The sequence below is a fragment of the Nocardiopsis sp. YSL2 genome (assembly GCF_030555055.1).
In the GTDB taxonomy this organism is placed as follows: domain Bacteria; phylum Actinomycetota; class Actinomycetes; order Streptosporangiales; family Streptosporangiaceae; genus Nocardiopsis.
This window is the reverse complement of record NZ_JAMOAO010000001.1, coordinates 1087977-1110892: the sequence shown is the minus strand read 5'-3', so window position 1 is coordinate 1110892 and position 22916 is coordinate 1087977. Positions and strand designations below refer to the sequence as shown.

The 22916-nt window shown below is 67.3% G+C and carries 10 protein-coding genes and 1 pseudogene; 10 read left to right on the top strand and 1 reads right to left on the bottom strand.

Going from position 1 to position 22916, the window contains the following annotated elements; genetic code table 11:
* Positions 1 to 419: 419 nt before the first annotated feature.
* Entirely contained in the window at positions 420 to 752 is a 333-nt protein-coding gene (locus M1P99_RS04685; protein ID WP_304451438.1) for a hypothetical protein, read from the bottom strand.
* Between the two features lie 304 nt (positions 753 to 1056).
* Here M1P99_RS04685 and M1P99_RS04680 point away from each other — a divergent pair, with 304 nt between their 5' ends.
* The 10 genes and pseudogenes from M1P99_RS04680 to M1P99_RS04635 all read left to right on the top strand — a co-directional run bounded on the left by M1P99_RS04680 (position 1057) and on the right by M1P99_RS04635 (position 22288).
* Positions 1057 to 2190, top strand: coding sequence for a sensor histidine kinase (locus M1P99_RS04680; RefSeq protein WP_304451437.1), 1134 nt, complete (start codon positions 1057 to 1059; stop codon positions 2188 to 2190).
* Positions 2187 to 2864 (top strand): response regulator transcription factor, encoded by a 678-nt coding sequence (locus M1P99_RS04675; RefSeq protein ID WP_304451436.1) that lies wholly within the window; start codon positions 2187 to 2189, stop codon positions 2862 to 2864. The genes M1P99_RS04680 and M1P99_RS04675 overlap by 4 nt, the downstream gene beginning before the upstream one ends.
* A 128-nt stretch (positions 2865 to 2992) precedes the next feature.
* Positions 2993 to 3853, top strand: a complete 861-nt coding sequence (locus M1P99_RS04670) for a CPBP family intramembrane glutamic endopeptidase (protein WP_304451435.1) — start codon at positions 2993 to 2995, stop codon at positions 3851 to 3853.
* Between the two features lie 750 nt (positions 3854 to 4603).
* Positions 4604 to 4846, top strand: a pseudogene (locus tag M1P99_RS04665) (site-specific integrase); the annotation flags it as partial.
* A gap of 347 nt (positions 4847 to 5193) precedes the next feature.
* Positions 5194 to 5523 (top strand): DUF6507 family protein, encoded by a 330-nt coding sequence (locus tag M1P99_RS04660; RefSeq protein ID WP_304451434.1) that lies wholly within the window; start codon positions 5194 to 5196, stop codon positions 5521 to 5523.
* Between the two features lie 244 nt (positions 5524 to 5767).
* The gene (locus tag M1P99_RS04655) at positions 5768 to 8401 is read left to right on the top strand and encodes a hypothetical protein (protein WP_304451433.1); all 2634 of its coding nucleotides are present in this window, start codon (positions 5768 to 5770) and stop codon (positions 8399 to 8401) included.
* Between the two features lie 55 nt (positions 8402 to 8456).
* Entirely contained in the window at positions 8457 to 9053 is a 597-nt protein-coding gene (locus M1P99_RS04650) for a hypothetical protein (RefSeq protein WP_304451432.1), read from the top strand.
* A gap of 64 nt (positions 9054 to 9117) precedes the next feature.
* The gene (locus M1P99_RS04645; protein ID WP_304451431.1) at positions 9118 to 10503 is read left to right on the top strand and encodes a DUF6177 family protein; all 1386 of its coding nucleotides are present in this window, start codon (positions 9118 to 9120) and stop codon (positions 10501 to 10503) included.
* A 1067-nt stretch (positions 10504 to 11570) separates the two neighbouring features.
* A complete protein-coding gene (locus M1P99_RS04640; protein ID WP_304451430.1) occupies positions 11571 to 15101 on the top strand; it encodes a LamG-like jellyroll fold domain-containing protein in 3531 nt (1176 codons plus the stop codon).
* Between the two features lie 59 nt (positions 15102 to 15160).
* Positions 15161 to 22288: an RHS repeat-associated core domain-containing protein gene (locus tag M1P99_RS04635; protein ID WP_304451429.1), complete on the top strand. Its 7128-nt coding sequence runs from the start codon at positions 15161 to 15163 to the stop codon at positions 22286 to 22288.
* Positions 22289 to 22916: the final 628 nt, after the last annotated feature.

Genomic DNA, 22916 nt, shown 5'->3' with positions numbered 1-22916 from the left:
ATGAGGGCGCTGGCCTGGTACTTCTCGGTGGAGTTGGAGCACGTGCCGGGTCGGCGGTACCGGGTGCGTTGTGGTGGGTTCTCCTCCTGGGAGGCCGCCCGCGCGGCGCTGCGCAGGGCCCAGGGCGTCGATACAGACGTGACAGGCCCGGTGGTGTGGACGGGTAGGGGGTGGCTCCAACGCTGGTTGGACACTCGGACCTGGCTGCGTCTGCGTACCAGGGTCGGTTGCGCCGAGCACATCGACCGCTACCTCAAGCCCCCTCTGGGCGGTGTGCCGTTGGACGAGCTGCCCCCGACCTTGTGCAGCAGGTGTTCGATGCGATCTCCCAGCGCACCACACCGGGTGGGGACGGGGCCTGGTTCTGGTCCCACCTGGGTCCCACTTTGGACCCACCGGCAGGATGACCCCCTCAGGATCTAGCCATACGAGGCTTTGAGCTGGGGTTCTGTGGCGCACCCGGCAGGAGTGCGCTCATGCTTGGAATGGGAGGAGGTGCTGCTCTCGGGGTTGGAAGGCTGCTGGTTCTCGCCGCCGCCCGCCTCCAGGACGGCCAGCGTGGCGGCTCGGGCCCAGAGGGTGTCGAACGAGGGCAGGTCCTCGGGACGTCCTGGAACGTGGAACTCCATGCTCGGGCCCTTCATGCAGAGGAGAATCGGTTGCGTGGAGAAGCTGCTCCGTAGCTCCGACAGCACGAGTACGGTCTCCGGCCAGGGGCAGAACCCTGTGCCGGAGATCAGCTGGGCATTCACGCTGCCCCATGCTGCCTCTTGGAGGTCACGTGGTCTCGGTGCCCAGGAACCCGACTCCGAACTACGCGGAACTCACCGGAGCCTTCATCACATCCGGCACGAGGCACTCCCCGGTCTCGGGCCTGTCCGTCTCCGGCTGGGGTCGGTGCCTGGATCGGGGACAGCGGGTCCCACAGTGTGCGGCCGCCGCCCGGCACCGGTTCGCGACCACTGAGCGACGCGCTCCGTCCGTCACCGCGGCGGCGCGGGATAGTCTGCTCGGGTGTTCGAGACAACAGCGTGGACGGAGCGCATGCTCCGCCCCATGCGAAGAGCGGGAGCCACCGACGCCCTGCTCCCCGCGGCCCTCGTGGTCCTGTCCTTCGTCCCAGGAATCGCTCAGCAGGGAGTCGACCTCGCGGAGCTGCCGGACGGCCGGCCCTTGGACGGCCTGGGCCTGGCCCTCGTCGGTGCCCAGGCTGCGCCTCTCGCCCTGCGGCGTCGGTTCCCCCTCACCTGCCTGATCGTGGTCGCCGCCGCGTTCACGGCATTCCAACTGCTGCGCTACCCCAACGTTTTCGCCTCCCTCGCACTGATCGTGGCCCTGTACACCGTCGGTACACACCCGCCGCGCCGTCCCGCGCCGGTGGTCGCGGGGGCGATCACCGCCTACGCGCTCGTCTGCTACTCCCTGCACCTCGCGGGCTCCCGTGCCACCGTGGCCGACTATTTCTCCTTCGGCCTCGTCCTGGTCGCGTTCTGCGCCCTCGGCGGGTGGGTGCGCGCCCGCGCCCTGGGCGCCGAGGAGCGCCGCCGCCGCGCGGAGGCGGACGCCGCTGCCGCCGAACGCGCCCGTCTCGCCCGCGACCTGCACGACGTCGTCACCCACCACGTCACCTCGATGGTGGTGCAGGCTGACACGGCAGGTTATCTGCTGGAGCGGTCCGACCGAGTGGGAACCACCCTGACCAGTATCGGGGAGACCGGTCGGCACGCCTTGGATGACCTCAGACACCTGCTCGGCGTCCTGGACAGACGCGAGGACCGAACCGGTCCCTCGCTCGGCGAACTCGCCAGTCTCATCGAGCGCGCCCGCAACGCTGGGCAGAGCGTGGAACTGGTCGAGGACGGCGAGCCCCGACCGATGCGCCCCCAGGAGGAGGAAGCCCTGTACCGCGTCGTGCAGGAGTCCGTCACGAACGCGCTCAAGCACGCGCCGGACAGGCACGTCATCGTCCGCATGGACCACGGGAACGAGGCGGTAGGCGCCCGGATCACCACCGGAGGCGGCGCGCCTGCGGCCGAGGTGGTCGGCTCGCCCCAGTCCAGCCCCGGTGGCGGTCACGGCTTGAGGGGCCTGCGGGAGAGGGTCTGCGCCGTCGGCGGGGAGCTGCACGCAGGTCCGACCGACGATGGGGGATTCACGGTGCACACCAGCATCCCCAGGGGGAAGACATGAACGGTTCGCCCATCCGGGTCGTGGTCTGCGAGGACGACGAGCTGGTGCGCGCCGGGTACGCCGCGGTGCTCGACGCCCAGCCGGACATGGTCGTGGTGGGGCAAGCTGGCGACGGTTCCGAGGCTGTGAGCATCATCCGGGACCTGCGGCCCGACGTCGCGGTGATGGACATCCACATGCCCCGCCTGAATGGCATCGAAGTGACCGCCCGCCTGGCGGAGTCGCAGGACACCCACCCCATTCGTGTTCTGATGGTGACGACCTTCAATCTGGACGAATACGTCTACGATGCGCTGCGGGCCGGCGCGAGCGGGTTCCTGTTGAAGGATGCCCCCTTGCACGAGCTGATCGCGGGAGTGCGCACGGTCGCCCGGGGAGAGGCCTTGCTGGCACCGAGCGTGACCCGGCGGCTCATCGGCGAGTACGCCCTGCGAATCCGCCCCGCCGATCCCGCGCCTCCCGCTGCGCGCCTCGGGCCGCTGACTGAGCGCGAGCACGAGGTACTGCTCCTCATAGCGGAGGGGCTGTCCAACGGGGAGATCGCCGAGCGGATGACGATCGCGCACGAGACCGTCAAGACCCACGTGTCGCGGATCCTCACCAAACTCCGATTGCGCGACCGGGTCCAGGCTGTTGTCTTCGCCTACCGCTCGGGGCTGGTGCGGCAGGGGTGAGTACCGGGTCCCCCTCGAGAGCTACCGAATCGCGCTCGCGCGGGTGATGTGGCCGACGGGGCCCCTACCTAGTCTGGGAACCGGTCAGAGCGCCCTTCGCGCCCCGTGTCCTAGAAAATGGTCCCAACATGCCTCACGACGTCGCATCCGTGTCCACCCCCCGCAGGCCCCGGCGCACGGCTCCGCACTTTGCGCTCCTCCTGCTCCTGTTCGTCGCCCTGGCCGCGTTGCTCCCGGGCGTGACGGGCGCGGTGGGCGCTTCGGTGTGGGCCCTACCTCTCGGCGTCGCGGCGGCGGCCCTCGGTCTGTGGGCATACCGGTTCGCAATTGTCCGGATCGAAGGGAGAAAGCCGCTGGAACTCTCCCGCGAGGGGGCGGCCCGCGGCCTCGGAGGGGGCACATTGGTCGGGGTCGGTGTGTTCACCGTGACCATCATCGCCATCGCCTTCCTCGGAGGCTACCGATTCACCGGCTGGGGGTCGTTTGAGGCGTTCCTGGCCGTGTGCGGACTGATGTGCGCGGTCGCGGTCGCGGAAGAGCTTCTGTTCCGCGGGGTCCTCTTCCGGATCGTGGAAGAGGTTGTTGGGACTTGGGGCGCGCTCGCCATCAGCTCCGTGCTCTTCGGTGGGCTGCACCTGGTGAACCCGAACGCGACCCTGTGGGGCGCGCTGGCCATCGCCTTGGAGGCCGGTCTCATGCTCGGCGCCGCCTACGCGGCCACACGTTCCCTGTGGCTGCCGATCGGTCTGCACCTGGGCTGGAACATGGCGCAGGCCGGGATCTTCGGTACCGCCGTCTCCGGCAGCGAGGAGGCGTTCGCCGGGCTGTTGACCGGGGAGACGAGCGGGCCCACGGCGATCAGTGGGGGCGCGTTCGGCCCCGAGGGCAGTGTTGTCGCCGTACTGTTCTGTGGTGCGGTCACGGTGTATCTGCTGCGCGTGGCCCACCGCAGGGGCCACATCGTTGCCCGGACCGCCCGTCGGGCCTGAGCAGGGTGCCGGTCGGGGCGCACGATGGTCTGGCATGCCGGATGCCGCCGCCCGCACAGCCGCTACCAGCTGACTGTTCCTGGCCTTCGCCGATATCGCTTGTACAGTAGTTCGCTACCGCGAACTCACCGCATGCAATGAGCTCTTGTTCGATACGGTTCTGGCGCCGCCAGGTGTAGATCGTCTCGGCGGGAGATATTGAGGTCCCGAGCGTGTAGTGCCCAACCCCATGGGAACCCGCTGAGATCCGACTCCGATGGTTGGACCACCGGAACGATGCCAGAAGCGCTGACGGCTCGAGCGACATTATTGAGAGCTGGATTCAGGAATGACCGCGCGTCGCTGTACTCACCCGCTGGGCTGGCTACTGGCCAGGTGCGGATCCAAATCGAACGGCGGGGGCCGCTCTTCCTCCTGCGCGTGACCGACGAAGGGCCCCGGCCCGGCGAGGGGGCCACCGTTCCCGCAAGGTCCCTGCGTTCCTCGCTGGCGGGCACTGTGCCGGAGCTGGCCGAGGACGGTTACGGGTTGGCGGTGGTCGACGCGATGGCCTTGCACTGGGACTTCGCCCGGGGCCACGGAGGCGCGTTGACTGTGCGTGCGGCCTTCGACCGAACCGGATGCACCCGTACCCGCCCGGGACATCGCGCTTTTCGCACCATCTTGTCGTACAGCAACTGTTGTTGTCGGGGCCGGGTTCGGTTATCCAGTCCAGCGGGGGCATGAGGGCACCATCCGGCGCAGGCCAGGGACTGGTTCCCACGGATCTCCCGGGCTGCGGGATTGCCGCCGATCATGCTGCACGGGCTCCGCCACGGAGCCGCCTCAATGGCGTTGGCCGCAGGGTCGGATGTGAAGGTGGTCTCCGGGGAGCTGGGGCACGCGACCGTCCACTTCACCCAGGACACGTACCAGACGGTGTTCCCTGACGTGGCGAAAGGGGCCGAGGCGACCGCGTCGCTGCTGCGCGGCGGGCCGGTTTCGGTGCCGTAGTCGGACCGGGGAGCACACCAGGAGCGAGAGAACGGCTCTCACCCCAGGCCAGCAGGCGGGTTCACTCCGGCTGGCCTGGTTTCCTCGTGCCTGAGGGTGGCAATCGATCGGATCAAAGGTCTCCTTGGCCCCGGACCACGGTTGCGCGACGGAGAGCCTGTCGGCTGGGCCCGTCGCGTTCCCTCTCGAACCCGACCAGGCCGAGCTGGCCGGTGTCGGCCACCCATCCGGCGACCTGGTACGGCCCGGAAATCGCCATGTTCAGGGCGAAACCGTGACGTTAGAGTCTGTAGCGCAACGGAGCCCCCACCAACACCGCTACGCCCCGTGGCCGAAGGGAGACCGGTATGTCAGCTTGGAACATCTACCCCGAAGAAGTGTTCGGCGTGCTCTCCGGCGTCTCCGGGCACATCGGTGATGAGGACGGGACGCAAGGGCTGACCGGCCACATGACCTCGCTGGAAACGCACCTGAACGAGGCCAACAGCGCGGCCAACAGCAACCCCATCGGTGTGGCCCTATCAGAGTTCGCCGAGCACTACTTCGCTGAGATCGGCAGCATGATCGGCAAGAGCGCTAGCGCGGTCGAGGGCGCCGGCGAGGCCACCATGCAATACGCCAACGGCAACCTTGAGATGGCCGCGGAAGCCCAGGCGAACGCCGGAGAGGTCCCGTAGCCGCTCTCCCCTCCCCGGGGGGCATGTCCTCGGTACGCGGCGTGATGCGAACCACATCTCGCTATCGGAAAGCCTGGTGGTGCAGTCCTGTCCCCGGCCCGGACGGCGTTCCCGCGAACACTCTCCGCTACGCTGCCATCCCACGTGGCGCACCAGACCATTTCTCCACGAACACGGCATACCTACTGGCCTCGTCCCCGCCCGCCGCTGAAGAGAACGGCCGAACACGGATAGTGGATGCTCAGTGAGTGACCTGATCAACCCAGACGAGATCCCCGTCCCCATCGTGAACACCGTGCTGTTGGAGAGCGCGGCCAGTGGCATCAGGACCGACGGCGAGAACATCGCTGAAGTCGGACAGAGCATCAAGAGCTCATGGGCCGGACTCCAGGAGGTCTACAGCGCACCCGAGGCGCCCACCCTGTATGCGGCGGTCGACCCCGTCGCCGCGACGGGTGGCGATGTCGAGACCGACTTCGGCAAGGCCGCCACCGCGCTGGAGACCTTCGCCGAGACGGCGCGCGAGCTGCGCTCGAAGTTGGTCCAGGCCCGTCAGGACGCTAGGGCCCTGGTCGCGGACATCCAGAGCGACGAAGACTGGGACGACGGCGGCTTCTTCGGCGGCGAGAGCGAGAAGGTGGAGGAGCACAACGCCCTCCTCAACGAGGTGAACTCGCTCCACCAGCAGTACCAGGAGGCCGAACGCGAGTGCGCCAACGCCATCACCACCCTGTTTGGTGGTACCACGTTCATCGCCGCCAACGCCGACGGAACGACCCAACCCGGTGCCGGTGAAGCCGTCCACGGTTTCGAGGAAGCACCCGAGGACGTCGAAACCCCGTGGGGCACCCCACAGGGCAGCGACCACATGTGGCACGTGGATGCGGTCCACGGGGGCTGGGGAGTCCTCAAGGGCAGCGTGGAGGACATGGGAGGCGCGGTCGGCGCCTTCGGCTCCGAAGGCTGGTGGGACGGCGGCTGGTGGAACAACTTCAGCTCGTACTGGGGCGACTCCATCGAGGGGCTCGGAGCCATGACCGGCTTCTACAACCCCCAGACCGGTGAGATGGTGAACAGCCCGGCAGAATGGTGGGACACCGCCAGAGGTGCCTGGGGCGACGCCATCCACGGATTCTTCCCCTGGACCGAGTTGGGCGAGCGTCCCTGGTACGCGATCGGCACCGCGCTGACCAACATCGGCATGATCGCGGGCGGCGCAGCACTGAGCGCCACCGGCCTCGGTGCCGTGGTGGGTGTGCCGATGATCGCCGCCCGCGTTTCGCGCATCCTGGGCGGTGCCGGAACCGGGGACGGCCCGATCAGCAGGGGAATCGACTCGGACGGCTCCTCGAACTCCGGTAGCAACGGATCGGTGCCTTCTGCCAGGTCGGACGGTACCCATCCGGATGCTCCGACCGCGCCGGACCGCATCGAGTCCGAGAGCTCCGATTCCGAAGCCGAAGTCGGCGAGATGAACGACACCCTGCGGGAGTTGGAGTCCTACCAGAACCAGGGGTCGTCGACGGATCCAACTCCTGCGCCGGATCACGGGTCCGGTCAGGCGCCGGACTCCCTTGCCCAAGCCGAGTCGGATGCTCCTGGCGATGGCGCGCCTGAGAGGTCGGACGACTCAGAGATGGCCGACGGGAAAAGTGCGACCCCACAGGGCACCGGGGACCAGGACGGCGACACTCCCGGCCAAAGCGCGGACGAGGGCACACGGCGTGACCCGACCGCCGAGGAGGTAGACGCCGCCTTCACTGAGATCGCGCGGAACAACGAGGATCTCGCCTCCATGGACGGTTCCGACAACGGCCGGACGGCGGAGGCCGACGTTGACGAGCCTTGGATCATCAATGCTCTGGAAGACTCCGGCGCCGACGGACGCGGTGACGGCTCGGACTCGAGCGACAACTCCCCTGTTCTGGTCACGCCGGACGGCATGGAGATGCGTGCCGACCACAACGCGGACAACAACGTCAATGACGGCGTTGACGGCTCCAATCCTGGCAGCAACGACGATTCGATCACCATTCATGAGGACCAGGCGCCGGATCAGACAGGGCGGTCCGACCATGGATCACCTACCGGCGGAACGCCCGGTGGTGGACCGCCTGACCCGCCACGGCCACCGGGTTCCGGCGGACCTGACGGGCCCAACCCTCCAGAGCCCGCCCCACCGGTGGCTGAGAAGCCCACCGGCCCGATGTTGGACAGCCAGGTGGATGGTGTCAGGGGCATCCTCGACTCGGCTGGACTCAACGGGCAGAAGGTCGACGAGATCCTCGCGACTCTCAGGAACGACGGCACCAACTTGGGTCAGCAGGTCGCCGACATTCTCCTGGAAGGGCGTGTCAGTCAGGTTCGGAGGTTCGACGAGTTCGTCTCCGACTTCGCGAATCGGAACATGGTGCCCGCAGCAGGTACGGAACTCCGCTTCATGGACAATCTCCTGCAGAACGGGTACACGCCCGAGAGGCTCGAGTTCGCGGAGAAGAAGGATCAGCAGGCCACTTCGGACAGTTCGCAAAACTTCGACATCGACGCCTTGATCAGAGCAGACGGGTCGTCTGGCCAGTATGCCTACCAGATCAAACGGCTCGACATCACGGACGGGACCATCCGTGAGAGCGCCATCGTTAACAACACTCAGAAGATCGGAAAGCAACTGCGCACACTGCCTCCGGGTATGGATGGCACGAGGACAGTCGGGATCTTGGAGGTGAACGCCCCCATGATCGACATCTCGGAAAAGGCGATGAATCGAATCCTGGCCAACGCGCGTCGCTTCGACACGTCTTTCAGGGTTTACTTCTCGGACGGTGTGATGACCTTCCCTGACGGCGCGCAGGTCTATCCGGCAGTCAACGACGATTAGAGGAATCATGTCCCTGTTGATGAGGTCGCCGAAGGCTACCGCCACGTGGACGTGGGTGGTCGAGCACGACGAGGGTTCGGACGGCTTGGAGGTGGGTTGCACCACGGCGGTGTCAGTGGCGAAGGCCCTCCGAGGTTGTGATCTGCTGTACCTCGACTGCGTTGACGTGGACTGGTTCCAGTACGGTGCCGGGCATACCGGCTACCGATCCCGGATACTTCACTGCAGCGACGTCACAGCCGGTGCCTTGGCGGACAAGGTTCGCGAAGCCCGGCCGATGGGCCGGCCTGAGGCCTACCCGGAGTCGCTACTCCTCATCGGTCCCGGAAACTGGATCACGCCCGAGGGGCGCAAGAGAGGTGAACCCGAACTCCTGGGTGTCTCCATCGATGTCGCGACCGAGGACACGATGGTCGAGCTGAGCGTTTACCACGACATTTGGGCGGAGAACGATTTCTTCGGACGTCCCCATCCCGAGGTCCATGATCGCAACGCCCCTCGCCTGAGGAAGGTGCTGACAGACCTTGAAGCACTACTTGGTGAGACCGAGATCGGGGAACCCACCTACTTCGGCACGGCCATTGATGACGGCGTGGCGGCGCCGCGCGGCGGATCGGTCGGCGGAGGACTCGACGTGACGGACCGTCTCTGATACGAGGACATAGATGACACATGACGTGGTCGCCTTACTCGAGAGGCCACCCACCCTCCGTGGCATGACCAAGGCCCTGGTCCAGGCAGGACCGGAACTGCGCGTGCGCCCCGTCGCGGAGGGCGCGGTCATCCAGCTCCGTGACGGATCCGGACGGGTGGTCGCGGCCGTCCAGGCGGGTCAGCAGCTCGCGTTGTCCGCTGAGGCCGACCGCCTGCTCACGGAAGGGATCGCCGACGATCTACCAGCCCAGCCCTGGTGGGTGGAGGCACGCGGAGCCGAGACAGGGCCGACAGGCAAGGACACCGCAGGGGTGGTCCGCCGATTCGCCGACGCCCTCGTGTCCCGGTTCGGGGGCGTGGTCTGGGAGCCGGAGCCATGTCTGGATCGCGCCGACCGCATCCTGGCCGGCTCCACCGGCCATCCGGCGATCACCCGCGCGACCGACAAGGTCGTGCTGGCCGTTCAGGACCGCCCGTTGGTACCGCTCTCCACATGGCTGGTGGACGCCATCGCCGAACACGGCAGAGCCGGGCGCGGCTTCCAGCTGGTGACTCCGGCGGGTTCGCGGCTCACCCACGCGCTGCGTTCGGTCCTGGGCAACCCGATGGCCCGCTGGGTGGTCCAGGCGCCGGACAGCGGGTACTACGACGGGTTCTCCGGAGTTCCGCTGACATGGCACGAGGTCGCCGGTTTCGTCCGTGACACGACCGCGGCCCCCGAGGACGTGCCACATCCGAGCTTCCTGGAACGGGACAGGGAGTGGGGAACTCAGATCCTGATCGACCTGAAAGTCCTCCACCCTGCCGATGCCGGTCTCCGCTTGGGCCGTTCAGTCGAGTTCCTCTCCGAGACCATGGGAGGTTCTGTGCCGGCCCTGTGGGGAACCGCCGAGCCCGCGACGCTGGCCTGGGACACCCGGGACCTGACCGCGTTGGCCCGCAAACGCGCCCCGGGAAGCTCGTGGTTCCTCTTCACCGGCCCTCCTGATGGCCTACGTACGGGGTCGGTCCGGTCGTTCGCCGGGACCCTGCTGGTCAGCCGTGTACCGGAAGGGGTGAAGGAGAGCATCACGCTCGTGGTCGGATACCAGCCGGGTGAGGAACCGGACCTGTCGGTCCTGTCGACACTGGTCGAGGAGTTCACCGCCCGGGGTGTCCTGCAGACGATGAGTGTGCACCGCCGCACTGGACGGTCGGATCTCGGGTCCGATTCCCGGTGGTCGGGCCCCTCCCTCCCCTTGGGGCTGGGGATCGGTGTGGAGGGGGTGTCCTCGATCGGGTCGGAGCGGGTCCTGTCCGCTCCGGTGCAGGCGCTTACGTTCGGCCCGCGCTTGACCCACTCGGTCTGGTACCGGATCGGTGAGGGTATCGAAGCTGATTCCCAGGAGCGCTTCCGCTCCTTGATGGCTCATCTGCATCCTGGGGGTCCCTCGGCCGCTAGGCAGTGAGACACCAGACGACCACCCTCGCAAGGTGGCGTGTGTGAGCGCCAGGGCATCGGCAGGCGCCGTTGGCGAGTCCGTCGAATGCGGTCGCTGGTCAGCGGGTAGCCAAGCAATAGTTGTCGGCTTCAAAGGCGAAATGGTGATCCGATCTGAGGGGCCGTGTCCAGGGTGCTACACGGCGCCCGTGTCGGATGTGTGGGCGGCTGACAGCCCTGGCGGGCCCCGGGCAGGGATGAGGGCAGGCATGGCGACACACGGCCGTGTGTCGCCCCTGTGCGGTTGTGGGGGCTGATGGGCGGACACGGGGCGTCCCGGGCCGCCCCCGCAGGGTCACGGGATGGCAAAATGCTCCGAGAGGTCCTCGCCCTGATGTACGCGACCTTGCGCCGGGGAGCACACACGGAGCATTTCAGGGCTTCAGGCGGCCCTCGCACCTCGTCTGTTCGACTCGCGCACCCCGTCTGACCTGGGGTTTTGTGGCGCACCCGGCAGGATTCGAACCTGCGGCCATCGGATTAGAAGGCCCGGCGGCGTCCGATGGCACCTCGCGAGGTCCTCAGGGTTTTCCCTGAAGTGTGACCGGACGCTTGGGTCGATCCGCCGGCCGTCGACACAGACCACGGCGCGGATGCCGGTCGAAGGCCCTTCCTCCTGAGTGGAGCGCCGGACGGTTGGAGCGTGTCCTGGGGCCGTGAACCGTGGGCTGCTTTGGGCCACGACGCGGCTGAGCCGCCACTCGCCCCTTCCCAGAGCCGTCCGGCCCGGCAAGGGGCGCTCTGTGGCCGGAAGGACCACGGTTCCTCGTATGTGCTGGTGGCAAGCCATGTGGTGCTAAACGCGAATCATGCGTCCATATGCGGACACAATGGGACTGGGTTCCACTTTCTGGAGCGATGGTGCACGTCGTGAACTCGTGCGCCACGTGGTGTGCTCTCCGTCACGCACCTGGTGTTTCCTTTCGGCTGCTAACTTCTCCTCCGGTTCCAGGGCGCACCGTGGACCGCGTGCACGACACGTGGTTGCCCCACACGGTGTCCGATCCCCCATCCTGGGCCTGGAGAGCGCTTGCCATGTCCCGCGCAGTGCGAGTCGTCGGCTCGGCCGTCCTGTCCACCGTCCTCCTCACACCCCTGCTGACCGCACAGGCCCATGCCTCGGCGGACGACCCGGCCTCGACCGGCTCCCCGTTCGCCGCCGACTCGGGGGAACGAGCGGCGGTCCTGGAAGCGAGCGAGACCGGCGAACCGGTGGAGATCCCCGGTGCCACCACCGAGACGACCCGGCACCTGGCCAACCCTGACGGCAGCTTCACCATGGAGCAGAGCGCCCACCCGGTACGCGTGCGCGACGACGACGGCTGGACCCCGGTGGACACCGACCTCGTAGTGGACGCCCAGGGCGCGGTCCGACCCAGGGCCATCAGCGCCGAGCTCGCCTTCTCCGGCGGAGGGGACCAGGAACTGGCCCGGATCGGGATCGGCTCCAATGCCGTGGAACTGGGCTGGCACGAAGACCTACCGGCTCCCGAACTCGACGGGCCCCAGGCCACCTACCCCGACGTCCTGCCTGACGTCGACCTCGTCCTGACCGCAGGCGTGGACGGGTTCGGACAGGTCCTGGTCGTCCACACCCCCGAAGCCGCCCAGCACCAGGGGCTGGCCGAGCTGGACATGGCGCTGGCCACCGAGGGCGTCACCATGCGCCTGACGGACAACGGCACCCTGCAAGCCGTCGGTGACCAGGGACAGGAAAGCGTGTTCACCGCCGTGGCCCCGGCAATGTGGGACTCGGCGTCCGCCGAGGACCCCGCAGGGGGCGAGGACCCCACAGAGGACGCCACGCTCATGGCCCCCACCGGTGCCCGCAGCGCCCTCGTGGACGTGGATCTGGCCCCCGACAGCATCCGCCTGGTCCCGGACCACGACATGTTCACCGACCCCTCGACCGAGTACCCGGTCTACATCGACCCCTCACTCGCGGTGAACCGGGTCGGGCGCACCTACGTCAACGCCAACTACCCCAGCCAGTCGTACTGGAACTACTCCACGTCCCACGACCCCGGCGTCGGCTACGAGCCCAACGAGGGCAGCACCAAGCGGGCGTTCTGGCGGTTCGGCGTCGACTCGCGCACCCGCGACGCCGACATCATCCGCGCCACCTTCCGCCCCCGGGTGACCCACGCCTACGGGTGCACCGACGCCAGGGTCCAGTTGTGGCGCACCAACGCCATCACCTCCAGCACCACTTGGAACTCGCAGACCTCGTCATCCTTTTGGGACGACAAGCTGGACACCCGAACCATCAACGCGGGCCGCTCCAACTGCCCCGGCGGAACCTCTCCCACCGTGGAGTTCGACGCCACCGACGGCTACCTGTACAGCCGCGACGCCGGTCATGCGACCACGACGGTCGGCCTGCGCGGCAACGAGACCAGGTCCTCCAGCAACTGGGACTGGCGGCGCTTCGAGTCCAACCCGACCCTGCAGGTGGACTACAACAACCCGCCCGAAGTCCCCACCAAGCTGTCGGACTCCCACGGCGGTGAGTGCGCCACCGACCCCGACAACCCGCGCCTGATCAACGAGACGCGCCCGACCTTCACCGCCTACGTCCGCGACCGCGACTCCACCTCGGCCAACCGGCAGAAGGTCAAGACCCGCTTCGCCTGGTGGGTGGACGGTGAACGCCTCGGCGACGTCGATACCGCAATGACCGACATCGCGGTCTGGTCCTCCGGCTCCTACCAGTCGGTGCGCTCCGCCGAACTGCCCGAGGACGTGTTGATCGGCTACCGGGCCAACGCCAACGACGGCACATCCTGGTCGGGCTGGAGCGACTACTGCTACCTGATGGTCAGCACCTCGCGGCCGGAGCAAGGACCTGAGGTCACCTCTACCGACTACCCGGCGGGGGACCAGCTCCACGGCTCCACGGGACGTCCCGGCGAGTTCACCTTCGCCAACAACGGCGTCGAGGGCGCGCAGGAATACGCCTACGGGCTCAACGACGACTCATGTGCTCACCGGGCCACGCCTGAGGAGGCCGGCGGGTCGGTGACCGTCACCCTGACACCACGTCTGGAGGGTCCCAACCGCGTCTACGCACGCACCGTCGACGCCTTCGGCAACTCCTCCGACTGCGTTCTGGTCTACTCCTTCCTCGTGGCGCCGCCCAGCGACCCCGTGGCGCACTTCGCCTTCGACGAGGGCCAGGGCACCACCGCAGCCGACAGCGCCAACCCCGACCAGGGCGCCACACTGTCCGCGGGCGTGGAGTGGGTCCGGGGCCGTGTCGGTACGGTCCAGAACCCCGACACCAACCCCTCGCCTCGGCTGGAGGGCACGGCCGTGCACACCAGCGGCTACACCGACGGAGACCCCGGCCCCTACGACGAGATCACAGCCAACCACTCCGCGGTCGACACCTCCGGCACCTTCTCCGTGTCGGCCTGGGTCAAGCTCGACAGAGCCGACGCCCACCACACCGCCGTGGCCCAGGAAGGGCAGGAACAGAGCGCCTTCCACCTGGGCTACCAGGGCAACACCAACGAATGGGTGTTCAAGATGTCGCCCGAGGACCAGTACTGGGACGGTTCCCAGGACTGGGCCTACGCCACCTCCACCGCACCCGCCCAGGTCGGGGTGTGGACCCACTTGGTGGGCACCCACGACGCCCAGACCGGAGAGATCGTGCTCTACGTCGACGGGGTCGAACAGGACACCGCCACGCACACCGGACCGTGGAACGCCCATGGGCCGCTCACCATGGGCCGCTCTCTGTTCCAGGGCGCCGAGAACTACTTCTGGCCCGGAGCCGTGGACGACGTCAAGGTCTGGGACCGCCTGGTCCTGAACGAGACCGTGTCCGCGACCGACGAAGCTTCCGAGGTGTGGGACCTGGCCAACCACCCCGCCGCCGAGGGCCGATGGGCACTCGACGAGTGGGACGGCACCGCGGTGGCCGACTCCACCGACCACGCTTTGGAGGCGACGCTGCACGCCGACCCCGCCACGGCCTGGAACGCCGCCGACAACGACGTCACCTTCTCACCGGGGGTGCGGCTCAACGGCCTCGACGAGTACGCCGAGGCCCCAGGCCCGGCGGTGCGCACCGACCGCAGCTTCACTGTCTCCACCTGGGTGCGCCTGGACGAGACCGGACAGGGGCTCAACACCTCGGCCGTCACCCAGGCGGGGGAGTTCCAGAGCGGTTTCCATCTCGGCTACCAAGGATCCAACGGTTCCTGGGTGTTCAAGATGGCCCCCCATGACGACGCGCCCACGGAGGGCTCGGCTGGCTGGACCTACGCCTACTCCTCCACCGCGGCCCGCCTGGGTGAGTGGACCCACCTGACCGGGGTCTACGACCACACCACCGGTGAACTGGTCCTCTACGTCAACGGATTCGAGGAGTCCCGGACCGCCGTCGACCACGCCTGGCATGCCAACGGTCCACTCCGCCTCGGCAGCGGCCAACATCGAGGGGCCAACACCTACTTCTGGACCGGCGACCTCGACGACGTCCACACCTACCAGGGTGTGCTCACCGAACCAGCGATCTCCCAGGTCTACAGCGGCCTGTTCCCCACCGCCCAGAACTGACCTCACCCCTGCCCCCGTGATCGTCCTTCACCAGACCGGTGGAGGACAGGAGGAATGCTGTGACCCCGCGCAGTGACACCCCCGCCCGTCCCGGCCCGGTCCGCCGTGGCATCACCTATTCGGTGGCCGTTGTCGTCGCAGCCGGCCTGCTGAACACCCTTCCGGCGTCCGCCACGGCCTACAACCCACGCCCAGAGGTGGAGGAACAGGCCTCTGTGGAGGGTCGCGCCGCCGCCGCGGCCGCTCTGGAAGAGGATGACGCGGTCGCCCGAGCCTCGCTCACCGAACCGGAAGCGGTCTCGTGGCCCGAAGCGTCGAGCACCGATGTCGATCTGGGGCAGGCGAGGGCGCGCACCCTCGGCGCCCAGACCGACACGGAGCTCACGGTCGAGGCCGTCGCCGGTGAGGAGTTCGACGGCTGGGAGGTACCCGAACACTGGCGGGACTGGGCCGCTCGTTCCCAGGGGGAGAGCGAACCGGGCGGGGGGACCGGTCGCGAAGAATCGCCTCCGGACGGCGAGGAAGAACCACCGGCCCCGACCGGGGGCGAGGCCGTACCGAGCCCCGATGGTGAGGAGAGCCCGAAGACTGACGACGAGCCGGACGAATCACCGGAAACGGCGAGCCCCTCCCCGGAGAGCAGCCCGACCGCGCCTCGGGACGAGTTTCGCAGGGAGCCGGTCTCCCCTGAAGACGCTCCACCGGCCCTGGACGCCTCCGCCGAACCCGAACCGGTCGAGTCGGTCCGGGTCGAGGTCATGGACCGCTCCGAGACCGAACAGGCCGGGGTCAACGGCATCCTTCTTCGGCTGACCCGGACCGACGGCTCTCCCACCGTGGCCCCCGTCGAGCTCGGGGTGGACTACTCCGAATTCGCCGCCGCCTTCGGCGGGGACTACGCCTCCCGCCTGGACGTCGTCGAACTGAACGAGTGCGTCCTCGACGACTCCTGCGACGAGGGTGAGGAGGTCTCATTCGACTCCCCCCAGGTCCTGGACAACAACGAACAGGACCAGACACTCAACGCGGTCGTGGCCGCCGCCCCGCAACAGGGCACCCTGGTGGCCCTGAGCGCTGCTCCGGCCGGAGGCAACGGCGACTACGGAGCCACACAGCTCTCGGCCGCCTCGTCCTGGAACGTCAACAACCAGTCCGGGGACTTCTCCTGGTCCTACTCCTTCCCCGCGCCCCCGGCTCCCAGCGACCTGAGCCCCGCCGTGGGATTGGGGTACTCCTCCGGGGGCGTGGACGGGCGCATCGCCACCTCCAACAACCAGACGTCCTGGATCGGCGACGGATTCGCCTACGCTCCAGGTGCGATCGAGCGCCGCTACGCCGCCTGTGTGGATTCCGGGCACGAGACCGGCGACCTGTGCTGGAACACCGACAACGTCACCCTGTCCATGAGCGGGCACTCCGGTGCGCTGGTCAAGCACGAGGACGGCAGCTACCGTCTGTCCAACGACGACGGAACCAGGGTCGAAAGGCTCACCGGGGCCACCAACGGCGCCCACGACGGCGAGTACTGGAAGGTGACCACCCCCGACGGCACCCAGTACTTCTTCGGCCGCAACCGCCTGCCCGGTTGGTCCAGCGGCGACCCGGAGACCGATTCGGCGCAGACCCTGCCGGTCTACGCCCCCGAGCCGGGCCAGCCCTGCTACGACTCCGACTTCGACGACTCCTGGTGCCAGCAGGCCAACAAGTGGAACCTCGACTACGTCGTGGACGTGTACGGCAACGCCATGACGTTCTACTACGACGCCGAGACCAACCACTACGGCCGCAACCTCACCAACACCGCCACCCCCTACGTGCGGGCGGCCAACGTCTCCCGCATCGAGTACGGGCTGCGGGAGGACGACGTCTACGCCACCGCCCCCACCCGGGTGGTCTTCTCCTCCTCCGAGCGGTGCCTGGCCACCGACACCTTCGACTGCGCCGCAGACGAGCGGACCTCGGATAACGCCGAACACTGGCCCGACGTCCCCCTGGACCAGGACTGCGAGTCGGGCGAGTCCTGCACGGGACGGCACTCACCGACCTTCTGGTCCACCAAGAAGCTCGATACCATCACCACCCAGATCCACCAGGACGGCGAGTACGCCGATGTCGATTCCTGGTCCTTCGAGCACTCCTTCCCCGAATCCGGAGACGGCACCGGCCCCACCCTGTGGCTGGACTCCATCGAACACGTGGGCCACGTGGGCGGTACCGAGGCCATGCCCAAGATCAGCTTCGCCGGCACCCAGATGCCCAACCGGGTGGACTCGACCAGCGACGACATCGCGCCGATGCTCAGGTGGCGCGTCACCTCGATCTACACCGAGTCCGGCGGCCAATTCGACATCACCTACTCCGAACCCGAGTGCGAACCCGGCAACACACCCGACCCGCACGCCAACACCAAGCGCTGCTACCCGGTGCAGTGGACACCCGAGGGCGGAGTGGAGCTGACCGACTGGTTCCACAAGTACGTGGTCACCGAGGTCAACGAGGTGGACCTGGTCACCGACCAGCCCACGCTCACCACCAGCTACGACTACGTCGGCACCCCGGCCTGGCGGTACACCGAGGCCGACGGCATGGTCAAGGACAAGTACCGCACCTGGGCCGACTGGCGCGGCTACGACCGCGTCATCGTCCGCACCGGGCACGAGAACGAGGAACGCACCGAGACCGAGTACCTGTACTTCCAGGGCATGGACGGCGACAAACAGCCTTCCGGTGAGCGGTCCGCGGTCATCACCGACTCCCGCGGGGTCGAGCACACCGACCACAAGGAACTCCACGGCACCGTCCGCGAGGTCATCACCCGCGACGGCGAGGGCGGCCAGGACATCTCCAAGGAGATCAGCACTCCCTGGTGGAAGCAGACGGCCAAGGTCACCCACGACTGGGGCGAGCAGACCGCCACCAAGGTCCAGGTCGAGCAGCAGATCAGCCTCACCAGGACCTCGGACGGCGCCTGGCGTGAGACGCGGGTCGACAACACCATCAACGACGACGGGGTCATCACCCAGGTCCGCGACCACGGGGACACAGCCGTGGACGGGGACGAGAAGTGCGTCAACACCACCCACGTCAACAACACCGACGCCTGGATCCTCAACCTCGTCTCCCGCACCGAAACCCTCGCCGTCGACTGCACGGACACCCCCGACCGCCCCGAAGACGTCATCACCGACGAACTGGTCCTCTACGACGGCGCAGAACACGGGGCGACCCCGACCCGGGGCCTGCCCACCAGCACCAGGAAACTCGACTCCTACTCCGACGGCGGCGACCCCGCCTACCAGACGGTCCAGGAAACCGAGTTCGACGCCTACGGCAACACCATCGCCGAGACCGACGCCTCCGGCGGAGTGACCGCAACCGAGTACACCTTCACGGATTCGGGCCTTCCCGAGTCGGTCACCGAGACCAATCCGATGGGCCACACCACGACCACGGTCGTGGACCCGGCCCGGGGCCTGCCCGTGGCCGAGACCGACGCCAACGACCGCACGATGACCATGGCCTACGACCCCCTGGGGCGGCTCTCCGATGTGTGGTTGCCCGACCGGGACCAGGCCACGGACATCCCCACGGCCAAGTTCGAGTACCACGTCCGTCAGGACGCCCCCACCTCGATCGTCTCGCACACCCTGCGGACCCCCACCGAGTACACGACCAGCTACGAGGTCTTCGACGCCTTTCTGCGCCCCCGCCAGACCCAGAGCCCGGCACCCGGTGGCGGACGCCTGATCACCGACACCTTCCACGACACCCGCGGGCAGGTCGTCAAGGAACGCGAGCCCTACTACAACCAGGACACCCCAGAGGACAGCCTGTTCGTCGTCGCCAACGACGCCGACATCCCACGCCAGAGCATCACCGTCTACGACGGCGCGGGCCGCGTCACCGACAACGTGCACGTCGCCTTCGGCGAGGAGCGATGGCGCACCAGCACCGAGCACCAGGGCGACCGCACCCTGGTCACCCCGCCCGACGGAGGCGTGGCCACCACTTCCCTCGTCGATGCCCAGGGCCGTCTGAGCGAGGTACGCACCCACCACGGCGGCACGCCCGAGGGCGCGTTCGACGCGATCGCCTACACCTACGCCAAGAACGACGAGCTGGCCACCGTCACCGATCCCGAGGGCAACGTCTGGGAGCACACCTACGACCTGCGCGGTCGCCTGGTCCAGACCGAAGATCCCGTCTCGGGCACCACCACGATGACCTACAACCAGCTCGACCAGCTGGTGACCTCCACCGACGCGCGCGGTGAGACCGTCGCCTACTCCTATGACGAACTCGGCCGCCAGGTCGGGCTGCACGACGACACTCCTGATGGCCCACTGCGGGCCGAGTGGGTGTACGACACTCTCGCCAAGGGGCACCTGACCTCGTCCACCCGCTATGTGGAGGGCAGCGCCTACACGACGGCGGTGGTGCGCTACGACCAGTTCTACCGGCCCACCACCACGGATGTCCGCATCCCCTCCAGTGAGCCGATGCTGGGCGGACGCTACCGGTTCTCCACCCAGTACAACCTGGATGGTTCGGTGCGGGCGCAGACGATGCCGGCCGCCGGGGGGCTGGGCCGGGAGACGGTCGCCTACTCGCACAACGAGCTCGGTATGCCCACCCGGATGTCGGGGTTCACCGACTACGTCACCGACACCGTCTACAACAAGACCGGTGAACTGCGACAGCTGGCCATGGACATCGACACGTCGGACACCCACGCCACCTGGATGACCCGCGACTACGACCCGGCCACCGGCCGCACGGCCCAGACCACCCTGGTGCCCGAACGCGGCATCACCGGGTCGCTGGTGCACCAGTACTACACCTACGACGACGCGGGCAACGTGCTCAATCTGCGCGACGAGCCCACCGCCGACCACATGCAGTCGGATGTGCAGTGCTTCACCTACGACCACATGCGCCGCATGACCGAGGTGTGGACACCCGACGCCACCGGCGAGCAGGCGTGCGCGGACGAACCGGCGGTGGACGCCCTGGGCGGGGCGGCCCCCTACTGGCACTCCTACGAATACGACCGGCTCGGCAACCGCACCAGTGAGGTGCAGCACGGCCCGGGCGGCGGGGTGACCCGCACCTACACGCACGGGGACGCCACCGGGCTGCGCCCCCAGGTGCTGACGGAGGTGGAGCAGTCCGGGGCCTCGGGGGACCGTCTGGAGCAGTACTCCTACGACGAGGCCGGGAACATGACCGGCCGCACCACCGCCTCCCGGGACCAGGACCTGGAATGGGATGCGGAGGGAAACCTGGCCCGGGTCACCGAGGAGGACGGCTCCGAGACCTCCTACACCTACGACGCCGACGGGCAGCGCCTGATCCGCCGCGACCCGCAGTCGGCGACCCTGTATCTGCCGGGGATGGAGCTGCGCCTGGACAAGGAGTCGTTGCTCAAGGAGGCGACCCGGTTCTACTCCCACGCGGGGGAGACCGTCGCGGTACGCGAGAACGACGGGACCCTGTCCTGGATCCACGCCGACCGGCACGGGACGGGCCAGGTCGCGGTGAACGCCCGCACCGGGGAGGCCGCGCACCGGTACATGACGGTGTTCGGCACCGAGCGGGGGGCCGCCGCGGGCTGGCCTTCGGAGCGAGGGTTCGTCGGCGGCACGGTCGACTCCTCCACCGGGCTGACACAGCTCGGTGCGCGGGCCTACGACTCGTCCCTGGGTCGCTTCATTTCGGTGGACCCGGTCATGGACGTGACCGACCACCAGCAGATGCACGGCTACATCTACGCCAACAATAATCCAGTGACATTCACTGACCCGGACGGGTTGTTCTGGAGGCTCATTGGGAACACGATCAATCTAGCACTCAATATATATGCGAATGCTTTTCAAAGAAACTATGGGATTGATATTACGTCCCATCCAGTTTGGCAAGCCCATGCAAATATGGCGGACAGGCTGATCAGTTCCGGTGGTGGTCGCGGCTCGAATTCAGGTGGCGGCGGGACGACGTACCAGCACCAGCAGTCAGAGGCCTATCGGCAAGCCCAGGCAGAAAAGGAAGAGGCGAAACAGAAGCTTATCTCGGCCGCGACCGGTCTGGCGCAGTTGGTCGCTGACGAGTTGGGGATCACCGCCGGGTTGGAGTGCTTCACCACCGGTGATCTGGGTGCGTGTGGTGAGACCGCTCTGAACGTGGCGACGATGTTCGTGGGCGGGTTGCCGGCCAAGATCGCGGCGAAGTATGGGTTGCGTTGGGGCAAGGCCGCAGAGCTGGGGCGGCGGATCGCTGAACTCGGCGGTGAGTTGGTCGACGGGGTCAGGGGCCTGAACCGGGCGAACCGCAAGCTCGACAACCTGCCGGACTGTAGCGGGAACAGTTTCGTTCCGGGGACCGCAGTGATGATGGCCGACGGATCGACCAAGCCCATCGAGGAGGTCGACGTCGGTGAGAAGGTCTTGGCCACCGACCCCGACACGGGCGAGCAGGCCGCGCGGACGGTGCTGGCAACGATCGTGGGGTCGGGTGCCAAGACCCTGGTGCAGATCACGGTGGATCCGACCACCGAGCGTGAGAACCCCGACGTGGGCACCGCTTCCGAAACGGAAGCCGAGCAGTCGGGTATCCCCGGTCCGGCAGTGGCGGGGGACGCGGTCATCGCAACTGACGAGCACCCGTTCTGGGTTCCCGATATGGAGCAGTGGGTTGACGCGATCGATCTAGCTCCGGAAACGTGGTTGCAGACCTCTTCTGGTACGTGGGTGCAGGTCTCGGCGGTCCAATCCTGGACCCAGCCCGCGACGGTACATAACCTGACCACCCAGGGCATTCACACCTACCACGTGGGGGCGGGGGAGACTCCGGCCCTCGTCCACAATGCAACGCCAGGTCAAAAGTGCGATCTGACGCTGGGTGCTGGGCCGAACGCGCGAGAGGGAGTAGCCCTGGAGAACGGGGACATTGAGGCAGATGGCGTTCGAGATATGATCAATGAATCAGGAAATGCGCATGGCTGCCATACGTGCGGTGCCACGACGCCTGGTACCAAGGGAGGGGACTGGATCCCGGACCACCAGCCGCCGTCTAGTCTCGTCACTCCCGGATCTCCTCAGACGGCGTATCCTCACTGCCTGCCCTGTGCCAGGAGTCAGGGCGGAGTCGTATCACAGCTTTCACAAGGAAAGAGCAAGAAAGAATGGTAGCAAAAGGTCCCGTGGTTTCATTCCTGGCGAAAATTGATCACGGCTGCCTGGTATTGCGAGATGCGAGAAGCGATGATGATGTCAGTGACTGGGATTCCGCTTCGAGTAGCTGGCATCGAGAGGGAAGTTCAATCATTTTTGGCGTTCAAGCCAGTGTTGATGGGCCTGTTGAATGCGAGGTGTGGAAGGCGGATCCGCCTGTAGTGCTTCCTGCGAAGCTCTTTGAGGTGCTACTCCCATGTCCGTCCGGGTGGCTCATATTGCACGACCCGAACGAATACGCCCGAATGCAGTTTTCGGGGTTCCGTGACTCTGTGATCTGTGAGGCAATGGTGGATGATGTGCAATTTCCGTCAAGGGTTCAGATCTTGCTAAGAGAAGTAGGAAACTAATGCTTCAGTAACTGCTTGGGTGCCTCGGATAAGCTGATTGGTTCGCCTGCGTGAGGCATCGCCGGCCTGTGAGTATGAGCGAGTGACCTCCTCCGCCCCGCGCTCGCCCTCCTATGAGGACCACGCCGCTCTGATCGTTGAGCAGGCCGCCACGCTCAGTCAGCTCCGCGCTGAGCTGGCACGGACCCGTGAAGAGCTCCGAGCGGCCCAGGAGCGGATCACATCGCCACGGACGC

Coding starts and splice junctions, on each gene's coding strand:
- M1P99_RS04675 (WP_304451436.1), top strand. CDS start 2,187: ATGAACGGTTCGCCCATCCGGGTCGTGGTCTGCGAGGACGACGAGCTG.
- M1P99_RS04680 (WP_304451437.1), top strand. CDS start 1,057: ATGCGAAGAGCGGGAGCCACCGACGCCCTGCTCCCCGCGGCCCTCGTG.
- M1P99_RS04645 (WP_304451431.1), top strand. CDS start 9,118: ATGACCAAGGCCCTGGTCCAGGCAGGACCGGAACTGCGCGTGCGCCCC.
- M1P99_RS04670 (WP_304451435.1), top strand. CDS start 2,993: ATGCCTCACGACGTCGCATCCGTGTCCACCCCCCGCAGGCCCCGGCGC.
- M1P99_RS04660 (WP_304451434.1), top strand. CDS start 5,194: ATGTCAGCTTGGAACATCTACCCCGAAGAAGTGTTCGGCGTGCTCTCC.
- M1P99_RS04640 (WP_304451430.1), top strand. CDS start 11,571: ATGTCCCGCGCAGTGCGAGTCGTCGGCTCGGCCGTCCTGTCCACCGTC.